This window comes from Affinundibacterium nitidum (assembly GCF_014284155.1).
GTDB lineage: Bacteria > Pseudomonadota > Gammaproteobacteria > Burkholderiales > Burkholderiaceae_D > Undibacterium > Undibacterium nitidum.
Map to the genome: position 1 here is coordinate 118,202 of NZ_JACOFZ010000007.1, position 13,594 is coordinate 131,795.

The 13,594-nt window shown below is 45.6% G+C and carries 15 protein-coding genes; 4 read left to right on the forward strand and 11 right to left on the reverse strand.

The features are described 5' to 3' along the window. Window positions 1-79 precede the first annotated feature (79 nt). Window positions 80-361: a hypothetical protein gene (locus tag H8K36_RS15590; protein ID WP_186917353.1), complete on the forward strand. Its 282-nt coding sequence runs from the start codon at window positions 80-82 to the stop codon at window positions 359-361. 42 nt (window positions 362-403) lie between these two features. Here the strand turns inward: H8K36_RS15590 and H8K36_RS15595 are convergent, their stop codons facing one another. Further along, window positions 404-805 (reverse strand): YfeK family protein, encoded by a 402-nt coding sequence (locus H8K36_RS15595; RefSeq protein WP_230404689.1) that lies wholly within the window; start codon window positions 803-805, stop codon window positions 404-406. Between the two features lie 192 nt (window positions 806-997). Here H8K36_RS15595 and H8K36_RS15600 point away from each other — a divergent pair, with 192 nt between their 5' ends. After that, on the forward strand, window positions 998-1,321 hold the full coding sequence (locus tag H8K36_RS15600) for a hypothetical protein (protein ID WP_186917352.1): 324 nt from the start codon (window positions 998-1,000) through the stop codon (window positions 1,319-1,321). Between the two features lie 51 nt (window positions 1,322-1,372). Here H8K36_RS15600 and H8K36_RS15605 read toward each other — a convergent pair whose 3' ends face one another. The 7 genes from H8K36_RS15605 to H8K36_RS15635 form a co-directional block, all read right to left on the reverse strand. Further along, window positions 1,373-2,185 carry an SDR family oxidoreductase gene (locus tag H8K36_RS15605; protein WP_186917351.1) on the reverse strand — a complete coding sequence of 271 codons (813 nt, stop codon included), beginning with the start codon at window positions 2,183-2,185 and terminating at the stop codon, window positions 1,373-1,375. A gap of 224 nt (window positions 2,186-2,409) precedes the next feature. Further along, window positions 2,410-4,578, reverse strand: a complete 2,169-nt coding sequence (locus H8K36_RS15610) for a PAS domain-containing sensor histidine kinase (RefSeq protein ID WP_186917350.1) — start codon at window positions 4,576-4,578, stop codon at window positions 2,410-2,412. A gap of 246 nt (window positions 4,579-4,824) precedes the next feature. Next, window positions 4,825-5,256: a nucleoside triphosphate pyrophosphohydrolase family protein gene (locus tag H8K36_RS15615; protein ID WP_186917349.1), complete on the reverse strand. Its 432-nt coding sequence runs from the start codon at window positions 5,254-5,256 to the stop codon at window positions 4,825-4,827. A gap of 40 nt (window positions 5,257-5,296) precedes the next feature. Then, on the reverse strand, window positions 5,297-5,962 hold the full coding sequence (locus tag H8K36_RS15620) for a hypothetical protein (RefSeq protein WP_186917348.1): 666 nt from the start codon (window positions 5,960-5,962) through the stop codon (window positions 5,297-5,299). Between the two features lie 27 nt (window positions 5,963-5,989). Next, window positions 5,990-6,343, reverse strand: coding sequence for a hypothetical protein (locus H8K36_RS15625; RefSeq protein WP_186917346.1), 354 nt, complete (start codon window positions 6,341-6,343; stop codon window positions 5,990-5,992). Window positions 6,344-6,455: 112 nt separating this feature from the next. Beyond that, complete coding sequence (locus tag H8K36_RS15630) at window positions 6,456-6,950, reverse strand: hypothetical protein (protein ID WP_186917345.1); 495 nt, start codon at window positions 6,948-6,950, stop codon at window positions 6,456-6,458. A gap of 156 nt (window positions 6,951-7,106) precedes the next feature. Then, on the reverse strand, window positions 7,107-7,622 hold the full coding sequence (locus tag H8K36_RS15635; protein ID WP_186917343.1) for a GNAT family N-acetyltransferase: 516 nt from the start codon (window positions 7,620-7,622) through the stop codon (window positions 7,107-7,109). 170 nt (window positions 7,623-7,792) lie between these two features. On the opposite strand from H8K36_RS15635, the gene H8K36_RS15640 reads away from it, so the two are divergent. Continuing rightward, the gene (locus tag H8K36_RS15640; protein WP_186917341.1) at window positions 7,793-10,219 is read left to right on the forward strand and encodes an alpha/beta hydrolase family protein; all 2,427 of its coding nucleotides are present in this window, start codon (window positions 7,793-7,795) and stop codon (window positions 10,217-10,219) included. Between the two features lie 251 nt (window positions 10,220-10,470). Then, window positions 10,471-11,301, forward strand: coding sequence for a substrate-binding periplasmic protein (locus H8K36_RS15645; RefSeq protein ID WP_186917339.1), 831 nt, complete (start codon window positions 10,471-10,473; stop codon window positions 11,299-11,301). A gap of 9 nt (window positions 11,302-11,310) precedes the next feature. Here the strand turns inward: H8K36_RS15645 and H8K36_RS15650 are convergent, their stop codons facing one another. From H8K36_RS15650 to H8K36_RS15660, 3 genes are all read right to left on the reverse strand, one after another. Then, complete coding sequence (locus H8K36_RS15650; RefSeq protein WP_186917338.1) at window positions 11,311-11,835, reverse strand: GNAT family N-acetyltransferase; 525 nt, start codon at window positions 11,833-11,835, stop codon at window positions 11,311-11,313. 62 nt (window positions 11,836-11,897) lie between these two features. Next, window positions 11,898-12,587 carry a hypothetical protein gene (locus H8K36_RS15655; RefSeq protein ID WP_186917337.1) on the reverse strand — a complete coding sequence of 230 codons (690 nt, stop codon included), beginning with the start codon at window positions 12,585-12,587 and terminating at the stop codon, window positions 11,898-11,900. Between the two features lie 121 nt (window positions 12,588-12,708). After that, complete coding sequence (locus H8K36_RS15660; protein WP_230404691.1) at window positions 12,709-13,518, reverse strand: class I SAM-dependent methyltransferase; 810 nt, start codon at window positions 13,516-13,518, stop codon at window positions 12,709-12,711. Between the last annotated feature and the right edge of the window lie 76 nt (window positions 13,519-13,594).

Sequence of the window (13,594 nt, forward strand, 5' to 3'; positions counted from 1 at the left end):
CTGCACTACTGTAGATGCGCGTTTTGCGCTTCTACAAATCTAATAAGCATTATCGTTCATACAACCAAAATTAGCTATCATGAAAACAACGTTCAAATTGAAATTGCTGGTTCTCGCACTTGCCTTGATATCTTTGATGATGATTTTTTCGAACGATGTCTTGCCAAACGTTGCAAAACTCACTGTCTTAACCTATACCTTAGGTGGTCTCATGGTATTGGCCGCTTGTTTATTCGCGGTGATAGTCATCAAAGCGAATATCAATCAAATCGTGCTTAATCATGGCGGCCTCGATACGGCGTGGCTCTGGTTTGGCCGTAACCCAAAAGGTTTAGAACAAGCTCAAAGTAACAAAGAGTAAGAAACTCGTACCAACACACTGACAGCGAAAGGCTGCCACTGGTTATTTTCCGGTGGCAGCTTTTTTATTCCGTATTTCTCTCAATGCAGCCTGCAACCATAGGGCACTCTCTTGCGCAGCGTCATTGCCGCATTTCACCTGATACGCCTTGCCGCTCATGCTACTTTTACTTGCAGCGGCATCGATGAATTGCTCTGCGGTCGTCGCCAATTTTTTCTCGACAACATAATCGAGCTTCTTGCTTAAATGTGCTTTCGCTTCTTGTGCTGAATACCAAGTGCCATTTCGGTTGAACTGACACCCAGAATTCGATAGGTGATTTAATAAAACTTCGACTTCAACACGGCTCGCTGCTGACATCTCTGCCGCAGACGCTGAAGTGAATGGCATAAATATGGAAACAATCAGGGTGTAAGCAAGATATTTACAGAACGAGGCTTTCATCGGTCGAACTCCATATAGAATGAAATGGCATTCTATTCGATTAAGTCGACAAGACTCAAGTGAGGGAAGAACATCAGACTAACGAGGGGAGGCCAGTGTTCACCTTTCTAACTCGCAAACTTTCTGCGAGCTTCATTATTTCTTCATATTCCTTTTTTAAACTCTGGCTTTCATCAATTGAAGGAGATCAAAATGCGCAAACTATCCTATGCAATGACTTGCCTCAGTCTTATGGCTTTGGTCGGCGCCCATAATGTGCATGCTTCACCGCAATCTGCTGCGGCGAGCAAACCAGCGAACAGTCGTTCAGAGCCACCACACCGAGAACCACCACCGCAAGCCTATGAAGCATGCAAGGCTAAGAAAAAAGGTGATGTAGTCGACATCATCACACCGCGCGGCGATAAACTCAAAGGCAACTGTACTGAGTCACCCAAAGGCCTTTTCGCACGACCAGAACATCCCCCTGAAGACAAAACAGGGGATGATCGCCGCCCTCCGCCACCAAAGAAATAGGATTTGGCTAAGGAATGCGAGAAGACAAAAAACTTCTCGCATTCCTTGGGCTCAATTGGTCTTTACCATGGTCGGCCTTTGTGCTGTTCCAGCCAACATGCCGCCATCGATATTGAGCTCGGTTCCTGTCATATAAGTCGCTTCATCTGAAGCGAGTAAAACCGCCAACGCTGCGACTTCATCGACATGCCCAAATCGTTGTAGGGGGCAGTCCTTCACAAACGCTTGTACTCGTCCCTCACGCTCTGCATCATTACCTAGAAGCGGTTCCCACATCGGTGTCAAAATTGCCGCGGGATGAATCGAATTACATCGAATTGCCAACCCTTGCTCTGCACAATACAGAGCGACTGACTTGGTGTGATTACGAATAGCTGCTTTCGATGAAGCGTAAGCCGCAGCACCGGGGATCCCAACTAAGCCAGAACGAGATGAAATATTGATGATGGCACCGCTGCCTTTGGCACGCATGCTCCGTATTGCATACTTGCAGCCCAAGAAGCAACCGTCGAGATTGGTTTGATGTACAGCACGCCAATCTTCAAGACTGGCATGCTCAGGATCATGCTGACGAAAACCCTGTTCGAAGCCGGTAATACCTGCGTTATTGACCACCACATCGAGGCGCCCATGCTTTTGCAACACGCGTTCACACACGATTTGCCATTGCCCTTCTTCACGCACATCCAAATGCTGATAACTTGCCTGAGCACCTAAACCAACTGCGAGTTGAAGACCAAGCACATCATCAATGTCGGTCAGGAAAACGATGGCACCTTGCTTTACAAACTGAGTGGCAATTGCAGCACCAATACCGCGCGCGGCGCCAGTAACTAGTGCTACTTTTTGATGTAGACGTGACATATGATTCCTTTACTCAAAGTATCAGCGAGTTACACCATCAATGGCGTCAACACTCGCAAGAAATCGATCATTAATCATCGCAATAATTAATAATCGAAGCTAAATTTAAGCAAGGAAATGGTTCACTTTATCGTCTCGGGGGCGCTTGGCCTAGGAAATTACAACAAAAAATTGATTACACATCTTGACGCGTAGTGTAGCAGAAGCGGTGTGCTGAAAGAAGTCTAAAGCTTCGGCAAACTAATCCAAAATACTGTTCTAACTTTCTCTTCTGAGCTAAAACCTATATTGCCCAACATCTTTTCCACGAGGGTCTTCGATATATGCAGCCCTAAACCCGCCCCCTCTTTTTGACGAGTAGAGGAATCGGTCGCCTGTGCAAATTTGCCAAAAATTCTATCGTGAAAATCGCTAGGAATACCACGCCCATGATCTTCGACTTCAATCACGTATGAATCGTCCTTAGCGATTAGGCGCACATCGACCACATCATTTTCTGATGAAAATTTTGCTGCATTCGACAAGATATTGGCCATCACTTGCATCAACCTGTCACTATCGGCTAAAACCATTGCCCGACTGAACTCCGTTTGCAATTGATAGCGCACGCGGTAAGTTTCGGCATAAGGTGCATTTGCCTCAAGTGCTTGCGGCAATAGTTCGCACAAATTCAACTCACACATGTTCAAGACCATCTGCCCAGTAGCGAGTTTTTCCATATCCAAGATATCGTTCACCAGGGCCGTCAAACGCTGACTATTCTTATGCGCGATATGTACCAACTGCCACGCTTTCGCTGGGAGTTCTCCGACCACACCTGACTCAAGTAAACCCATGGAGCCACGTATCGAGGTTAATGGAGTACGCAACTCGTGGCTCACAATAGAAATAAATTCTGATTTCAAATGATCGATACGTTTCTGTTCGCGCAGATCGAGCACAAATCCTACCCATTCATTTTCACTATCGGCCAATTTCGAAACACCAAACATAATAGGAATTTGCCTGCCTTCGCGATCCAATAAATATGTTTCAAATGGTGGAATCGATTCAACTTGATCGAGGCTACGAATCGCGTTGATCTGCCGCGTCAACTCCGGCGGATTGCTCAACTCGAACCAATTCACATCCGCTTGGTCGATCGACGATCGTTGCAAACCCAAAAGCTGTAACAAGACGTCATTGGCTTCAATCAAAACACCGGTCGCATTCCCTTGCATCATACCGATCAAGCTCGAATTCATTAGCCGTCGTAATCGTTGTTCACTTGCCTCGAGCGCGTGATAACTCTGCAGAACCTCTTGCTCTAATTGTTTTTGCTTGGCTTCAACCATCGCTTGTTCAGTGAAATCCGCAATGTAGCCATGCCAAAGAATACTGCCATCGTTTAGTTTCTCGGGTTTCGCTTGCCCTATAAGCCAGCGTAGCCCTTGACGCGGTAAGACGACGCGATATTGAGCATGCCAAGTCTCCAGAGTGTCAGCAGACTGACGAATCGACGCAATCACTTCGTCTCTATCCTCAGGATGAATCCTTTGCAAAAGCATGAAGGCATCATGTTCCACTTCACTAGCAGTCACTTCATAGATTTTTTCAATTCCAGCACTGGCAAAAGGAAAGCAACTTCGCCCATCAGGAAAGCGTTGATACTGATAGATAGTTCCGGGCACTAAGCTTGAAAGGCGCTCGAATAAATGTGTCTTCTGCAGAAGCTCTTTCTCCGCGCGATTATGTTGAACCAAGTAACGGTCATTGCACATCAGAATAAAGCCGAAGGGTAACAAGACTGAGAACAGATAAAAGATGATCAGGGACGCATCTTTAAAACCATTTCCACTAAATGGCTGTTGATCTGGTGCGGTCGAAATAAGCAAAAAATAGAAAACACGTAACAACATGAAGCTGCCGCAAAAGGCATATAGGCCGGTCATGAACCGACTACTCGGAAGTAGATTGGAGCGATTAAGCAATAATAGTCGCGCGCTCTGAAAGGCAATCAAAGACAAACAAAAAGAAATCACCGCGGTACGAATGGCGACATCATTTTGCAATGCCGTAAAGTAGACCAAGGTAGTGCAGAGCAGCGCTAGCATGATAAACCAAGGCCTGCGGTTAAGACGCTGCTGTAAAAAGTCGGCAATGATGATCATGTAGTACATGACCGAAAATACGATCAAACCGTTACCGACGACGATAGAAAGTAGATCTGGAACGGTACCGCGTAGCAGTCCGGTGAAAATCCATCCGAGCGAATGCATCGCCGTCGCCATTGCCCACCGTGAGATACCTGTTACTTTGCCTAGCGGGCCGCGCGCCACCAGCGCAAGCCCAAGCGCGATCAATATCGTACTAAGTGTGATAATGAATACAAAAGTACGCGCATCTAGCATCATTGCGAGTGATTTTCGTGGTTATGTGGTGAAAAATAGTCTGGATTTAAAGAACGTGCTTTAAAGCAATAATAAAGTATCACCTCGACGAACCACCCGTCATTACATATTTCTCAATTTGCTGTCAGAGCGCCACATGCACTAAAAATAAGAGGCAATTCGAAAAGTCTTTTTGACAATGATCGCATGCAAAAAAAAGTGCGGGACTTCGCCCGCACTCTCTTCCAATACGACTTTTCTGGTGCAGAACTATTCCTGCTTCATACTTTCAAGCAAAGCACGAATTTTTGGTTCTGGTTTCCAATAATTAGGTCCCTTCATGACTTTCCCGCGTTCGTCGTAAATCGGCAAACCATCGGCACCTAACTTAGAAAAATTGGACTGCATGATAACGCCAAGGACTTGATCTAGAGGCAGGCCAAATTTTGCCATTTCCGAAGCACAATAAACTTGTATATCACCCAATAAATCGGCCAACATAGTAAGCACTTCAAGTGGGTCTTTACCCTCCTTTTGGGCTGCAATGATTTCATCGATTTCGTGCACTTCCTCAATCAGAATATCTTTAAAGGCAGCCATTCGTTCGGCAGCGGGGACACCGACGTCCAAGGTTGGTGCAGTATTTACCGGCAACTTATAGATACCATTAAACTTCGCGATATCGTTAGCAAATTCACTCATATTTCACTCTCAATCAATGTACTGAAGACCTGCGTTTCTTCTAACGACGAACCCAGAAGTAACGCAATAAAAACACAATCAAACCTAATGCTACCCAGCGAAACGACAACAATATATCGCGCCAAGAATTATCTGCAACGCCACTCCAAATTTCGACATCGACTTTTTCAAAATCAAAATTCTCAGCTTTTACAAGAGCCAATACTGCAGAAACTGTTTGTTTATCTTTGAAACGATTTGGTGCTGCAGCCCTCTTGATCACTATCGTTTCACCTGCCTTGACATCGAGCTTGGACAGACCAGGAAACGCTGTCAAGCGAGTGCCACCATCTACCGCCCATCCGAAATTCCACATGGTACTGACGTCTCCGCGATAACGAGATTTACCAGTCAAGGTAACAACCACGGTGTAGGGGCCAGACTCGCGATCGACGCCCAATGGTGGCCCTGTCCAATCTTCAGTTACCGCGCTCAAGGACGACACCTGATTTAATTCTTTCAGGTTTTCAGCTGGGGCGACAAACTTCGCAAAGCGCTCAATTTGATCACGATCTAAACTATACTGCGCGACCAACTTTCTACCGTAATCACCCACTTTTGGATTGTTATCTGCCAAAGCGGTACCCGTACCAACACAACTCAACATGACCGTCAGCATCAACGCCATATTCAGATGAGTTTTGATTATTTGATTCCACTTACTCATACTTTACCCAATCTTAGAAAAACTCATTTAGGCTTTCACAGGAACACCGGGGCGACCACTCAAGCGCCAACTTGCCCATAAGGGCAACGACCACAGCGCTGGCAAAACGAGCTGAAACATGAATGCTGTTAGCAGGATCAACACCACACAAATCAGAACAACTCTTGCAAGAATCACTGAGTAAACTGGCATAAACAGAAGCACAAGCGCCAACAAGCAGGCAAGGACAAGCGTAAGCGCGACTACACCATTATGTGCCTGACCGAAGGCAAGTGGTGCCAGCCATGCATCAGAAAAAGACACCAAGCTCTGCCACGATACACCTTTCGGCAACCATATTGCATTGACAGCGACACAGATCAACAACAAGATCGCAGTCACAGTTCTGAATCGAAAAACAAATCGCATTTTCTATTTTGGCCAAAAATATGGCACTCGAATAAACAAACTATTAACACAAAGCCCTATAAGCCCAGTGGCGGCAACTAATCATTTAGACAGATGTGATCGGCGTTCGCTTCAATTGGCGCTCTAGAAAGTAAAAAATGGCCGTCACAAGAAAGGCCACACTCAAGGCGACCCACAACAAGAGGACATCAAATTGCCTGAAAACTAGGGGTTTAACCATCTCAGCCTCTATTGCATATTCGGCAGATTGCCGCTTCCATGATTGGCTGACCGTTAGCTGTACTTTTCCCGCCCCCAAAGGCGACAAACTAAATTGTTGTCCTTCGGCGGTCGTAAAAACCCCGCTTGAGGCATTCGCAATCAAGTGCGACTTATAGGAATCTGGGGCTTTCACATACTGCTTCCACTGAATCAAAGTCGGTACACCCTGATCGATTACGGCCACTGGGAATTGCAGACTAATTTCATTTTTACCTTGATAGCGTTCCGCAAATATGTAAAAGAAGAGTGCGAGGAGCGCAGCAAAGAAAACTGAAACAAACACCAATATTTTACTTATCCAACGGGTTGATACTGCCATCTTTTTATTCTCCGAGACGAGGTCGATTACTTTGCCGATATGATAATGGATTTCATCGCGATCACGTGGTTTTTTCGGATTTCGGCTAGACGTTCAATACAACACCGCAAGCAGCGCTCGAACGTCAAGTACCAAACTCGTTTAAACCAATCTGCATCAATCGCTTGTAAGCCTGCACATATATACTGCATCGGCACCATAAGTACGGAGTTTATCGTCGATGCCCTCGCTCGTTTGCACGGGGACAAAACCCTGTTTTTGCCAAAAGCTTGACGAATTTTGAACTGCCGTCAAAAACATTCGATTGAGCTTAAATTGGTCGAGAAGAGGTAAGAGACTCACAAATAATGAACGTGCCACTTCGCCGCCGCGGGCACCAGGGTCTACCGCTAAATCATGGACATATAAACAATCTATCACTGAAGGGATCAAACAATCAGGCGAGTTCAGTGCCGGCGGTGCCCCACTACTCCAAGGAAGGGCGAAGACATATCCTAATAACTGCCTCTCATCATGTGCAACAAAACAGGACGTCGGTGCGGCCAACAGTTTTGCCGTTAACGAGGCACGTGATTCAGGAATATCTCCAGCATAAGATGCTGCTTGTATTCGCAGAACCTCGCTCAAATCAGACTCCTGCATCGGACGAACAACTGTGATCGCGTTTTTCATGTACGACTTTAGATGATAAAGATCAGCTTCACTCGAACGAAGCTTAAGGTACAGCACTCAATAAGTAAGATGAAATAGGGAACTTTTTAAGGCTACAATAGTCCGATAATAACTCAAACTGCTTAAGAAAAAACAGTAAGACATTTCGACAAATACAGGATACATAAAAAATGAAAACAAGAAACCAACTACTCACACTCGCCTTCAGCATCGCTTGCATCGGCCTATCTAGTCCTTTGTTTGCACAAGAAAATCTTAACTATCAAAAACCACCGAAATCCATCCTTGATCTGGCCGATGTCGTGCGAGCGCCTACGGTGCAGATCGACTCTAAGATGGACAATATCCTGCTGAGCTATCGCAACACCTTCAAAACCCTGTCCGAACTCAATCAAACAGAAGTTCGCCTCGGTGGCTTGCGTATTAACCCTGTCACGAACATTTCTAGCTCAATGACCTATATCAACGACTTGAAATTACGTAAGGTCAAAGAGAGTAAAGAGATCACGATCAAAGATCTACCTAAAAATCCATTGATTGCAAATATCAGTTGGTCACCGAATGAGAAAAAAATTGCTTTCACCAATACGACCGAAAAGGGTGTTGAGTTGTGGGTGATTGATGTCGCTAGCGCACAAGCAAAAAAATTGAGCGCAGCCAACTTGAATGCCAATCTCGGATCGCCCTTCATGTGGTTCAAGGATAGCGATAGCCTTCTGCTGAAGACCCTACCGAAAGATCGTCCGGCACTTCTCGACTCCAGCAAGGACCTACCACAGGGTCCAATTACTTCTAACTCTTCAGGGACCGCATCTCAAAATCGCACCTATCCTGATCTCTTGAAGAATCAAAACGACGAAGCTAATTTCGTCATGCTCAGCACATCTGAATTAGTCAAGGTCGACTTGAATGGTAAGAGCAGCGTTTGGAAAAAAGCCGACATGTATGTGGATGAGAGTTTTTCACCAGATGGCAAATATCTGATGCTGAGCTCAATACAAAAACCATTTTCATACATCGTTCCTTACAATCGATTCCCGAGCAAGACCGTGGTGTACGACCTCAGTGGTAAGGCGATCAAAACAGTTAACGAAGTCCCTTTGACCGAAACCATGCCTAAAGGCTTTAGCGCAACACGAAGTGGGAAGCGTAGCTTGTCATGGCGCGCAGATAAACCTGCAACTTTGGCGTATGTCGTCGCACTAGATGATGGCGATCCAGCGAAAAAGGTGGAGTATCGTGACGAAGTATTCCAATGGGATGCTCCATTTGAGAAGGCAGCAACATCTTTGGCTAAAACCAACCAACGCTTCAGCGGCATCATTTGGGGCAACGACCAGCTCGCTGTCATCTCAGAGAATTGGTACGACACACGAAACGAGCGTAGTTTCTTCTTTAACCCATCCAACCCAAGCGCCAAATTACGTCTCGTCTCTGATCGTAACTCGCAAGATATTTACAGCGACCCAGGACGTTTTGAAACCAAACGTAATCAATATCAGCGTCGCACACTCGCCATCGAAAATGGCCAAGTCTACTTAATGGGCGCTGGTCATAGTAAAAAAGGACAATTTCCGTTTATCGATGCATTGAATGTTGAGACTTTAAGCAAAACCCGTCTCTATCAGTCTAGCTATACCGATAAAATCGAGAATCTGATCACGATTGAAGACTCAGCTAAAGGCGACGTCTTGGTCCAGATTCAGTCTAAAACCGAATACCCCAACTACTTCTTACGTAATGTGAAGTCAGGTGCGTTAAATCCAATTACACAGTTTAAGAATCCGTATGAAGGTTTAAAAGATGTCTCGAAAGAAGTCATCAAATATCAACGTAAAGATGGTGTTGAGTTGTCTGGTACTTTGTATCTACCGGCTGGTTACGACAAAGCGAAGAAGGACAAGCTGCCACTGTTGATTTGGGCGTATCCAGCAGAATACAAAGACAAAAATTCTGCTGGCCAAAGCACGCATAATCCGAATGCCTTCACTGCACCGAATTATGGCTCTTTTATTTATTGGGCGACACGTGGTTATGCAGTATTAGACGATGCAGCATTCCCGATTATTGGTGAAGGCACAACCGAACCAAACGATAATTTTGTTCCACAATTAGTCGACAACGCAGAAGCCGCCATCGATGCTGTCGATAAATTGGGCTATATCGACCGTCAACGTGTCGCCGTAGGTGGACATTCCTATGGTGCGTTCATGACCGCCAACTTGCTTACGCACTCTAAGCTGTTTGCCTGCGGCATCGCACGCAGTGGCGCTTATAACCGCACCTTAACGCCGTTTGGTTTCCAAAGTGAGCAACGCAATTACTGGGAAACACCTGAGGTCTACACCAAAATGTCGCCATTTATGAATGCCGACAAAATGAAGACACCGATCCTATTGGTTCATGGTGAAGCCGACAATAATCCTGGAACCTTCACACTGCAAACCGAACGTTACTTCCAAGCTTTGAAAGGATTAGGTGCGCCAGCACGAATGGTCATCCTACCGAAAGAAAGCCATGGTTACGCTGCGCGTGAAAACATTCTTCATCTCTTATGGGAACAAGACCAATTCTTAGAGAAATGTCTGAAGAAGTAAATCGCAGCGATATCCTCAAAAATTGATGCAGTATGAACCACAAAAAGGCATCGTCGGATTGGTCGACGATGCCTTTTTTGTGTCATATCAAGACACTTCAATCGAGAAGTCTTGGCGTAGTTCTACTTCGTACGGTAGACTCAATTCAGCCCAACACCTACACGAATAGAGTTACGCATATTAGGCATATTCAAGTAATGACTTCATTTTCAGCACCGGTGCGAAAGAGACCATGGTTCATGAGTATAGTCATGAGCCTTTACCTATTGCTCCACGCTGTCGCGCATGCAGAAAGCACGCCTATTCGCATCCAAGATCTAGAACGCACCAACGACCCCATAGCAAGTTATATCGTTGAGATTTTGCGACTCGCGATCAAAAAAAGTGGGGGCGATTATGTGATCGTTAAATCGACAGAAGCCCCCGTCCCTCAAGCAAGGCAAATTTTTGACTTATCGCAGAATCAAGGCAAACTCGATGTAATCTGGACCATGACCAGTGACGAGAGAGAGAAGCAGATTCGTGCGATCAAGATCCCCATCGACAAAGGTTTCTTTGGTTGGCGCATTCCTTTCATTCATAGCGATAACCCAGCGCTCTTGAAGAGCGCCACCAGCCTTACAGCACTCGCGAAATTTCGTGCCGGCCAAGGAACGCAATGGCCCGACACCGACATCCTCAGACATAACGGATTACCAGTAGTCACGGGCAGCGATGAGGCATTAGCAAATATGTTGCGCGCCAAACGTTTCGACTATTTCCCACGCCCGATTATCGCCATTTGGAATGAACAAAAAAATGTGGAATATCGACATTTCGTTATCGATAAAACTTTTGTATTGCACTACCCCACCGCTTTCTATTTTTTTGTATCACCGAAGCGCACGCAACTAGCCGAAGACTTAACGCGCGGATTAGAACTAGCTGTTGAAGATGGGAGTTTCGATCGAACCTTCAATAAGTATTTTGCTGATTTTATTCGCGATGCAGATATCAAACATCGATATGTCTTCGACCTCAAAAATCCTTTGATCAAAGAAGGGTCTCTGCCAGCGAATCCCAAGTATTGGTTTAAGCCTTAAGTTCAATTCTCATAAATTTATCTCGTAGAGCTTGAGATAACGATCGCCGTCTGGATGCAGCATATTTTCTTTGAAAAGCATTCCTAATTTTTCGAGAAGTCTAGACGAGCGTTCATTATCAAGACGCGTCGTTGCCACCAAGCTTTTTAGGTGTAGTTGGTTTTTGGCGAATTGTAAACATGCTGCTGCAGCTTCAAATGCATAGCCGTTACCTTCGTATTCAGCTAGCAAAGCGAAGCCGATATCTGGAGCATTAAGATATTCCCGCTGTGCAAGGCCGCACATACCAACAGCTGCCCCTGTCTCGATAGATTCAAGCAAATAGAAACCAAAACCCAAACGCTGATAGTTTTGAATTGCCCCATTCAACAAATATCGACGTGCTTGCTCGACATCGTGGACGCCGCGCTCACCAATGTAACGAAGCCAACCAGGATCGTTCAATAAGTTCAACATGAAAGCGGCGTCTGCTTCCTGGAAGTGCCGCCCGCGTAGGCGTTCTGTTTGGAATACGATCATGGGTTTATATGGCATAAGCTTGATATGCCAAATCTCTCAAACAATGCGGTGCCGAAAAACACCACTGCTTACAGCACTTAATTCCCAACTTTGATATAAGCTTGATCTTTCAGTGCATTCTTCAATTGCAGAGTCTCATCGTACAGTCTTTCAAAATCCACCATGTTCAAAGTCATACGCCAGACCAGTTGCGGCTTTGCCGCTGGGCTCATTGCTAAACGTACTGCATATCGGCAGTTAGCAAAAGTGTCTAAGTTACTTGCGTAATTCAATTGTAGCCCTGCTGCTGCTTCACACTGAGTAATTGGCGTTACATCTTTACCTGCACGCTTCTCCACCCAAGACACATCGGTTGCACCACGCGTCATCGCTGGCACACCATATTTTGACGACATCGTTTTCGCAAGATCACTCAAAGTAATTTCGACATTAAATCGCTCACTACGGCTTAAAGCAACAACCCGACTCGTTACAGGGCTAAACACCAACATCATGTAATCAGGTTCAAGATTGCGGCCATCTTTTTTGTATTGTGCTGTAGCGATGCGCTCAGGTAGACCTGCCGCAGCCTTATGGTTTGTCTTACGCCAGAATACCCATCCCTCTTTTTTCAGAGCAAGCTCCATATCGGCGACCGAATCGCCCAACTTAACGCCTTCCGTCTCTAAATTTTTTACAGTAGTTTGCGCGTGCACAGCAGGCTGCACAGCGAATGAAGTAATGCCTACGAATAGTGACAATACTGACGACAGTAATTTAGTTTTCATATTCATCTAACGAAAAAATTAAAACAAAGAATTGCCCCGCGAATTTAATCGATATGCCCGACAATTCACTAAATGGTATTCGACGGCAAAAACAGTAAGCCACCGTGCACGTAAAGTTAGCTTATGGCTTAACAAACTTAAGCGTCATACGATCACTCTCACCAATCGCAAGATATTTTTCTCGTTTGTAAGCGCCATTGCTTAAGCTTGGAGGCAAAGACCAAACACCAAACGTATAGTCTGCATCATCTTTAGGATTCGCATTGATTTCAGACTTTGCCACTAACTTGAAACCAGCTTCCTCAGCTAAGCGAATCACGTAGGATTCGTGAATATAACCACTCATCGCTCGTGTATCTTGAGGCATAGCAGGTGGGCGACGGTGATCGACTACACCAAAGACACCACCTGATTTCAAACTAAGGAAGACAGCTTTAAACGCCGCTCGCACTGTTTCATCTTTCTCACCTACCCAGTTGTGCACATTTCTGAACGTGAGAACCATGTCGACAGTGCCATCTTTCGCGAAATCAAATTTCTTTGTCTGCGGCTGAAACAGCCCCATTTTTACGCGATCATACACGACAGGTTTAGTTGCCAAAAAGTCGCGAAACTGTCTTGTATAAAAACCTTTTTCACCTTCGACGATGGGGCCATCAACGCCGATCAGCGTCCCCTTTTCGCGTAAATATGGCGCCAAGATCTCAGTGTACCAGCCACCCTCAGGTATCAATTCAACGACAGTCATATCTGGTTTGATACCGAAGAAACTCAAAGTTTCATATGGGTGACGAGCAGCGTCTCGTGCTACATTTTCCTTGGTACGAGACGGTGCAGCGACGGCAGCCTTCAGAGCAAGATCTTCGGCCAGCGTTGGAGCTTGTACCGCGAAAGCCAAGATCGAGGCGCACATCCAATGGGTCAATTTCATGGTCCATCCTTTGTCGAGTATGTTTTAAAACTGTGTGTTTGAATATCTAGCCTACCAAATTGCCGTGCTGCTGAAA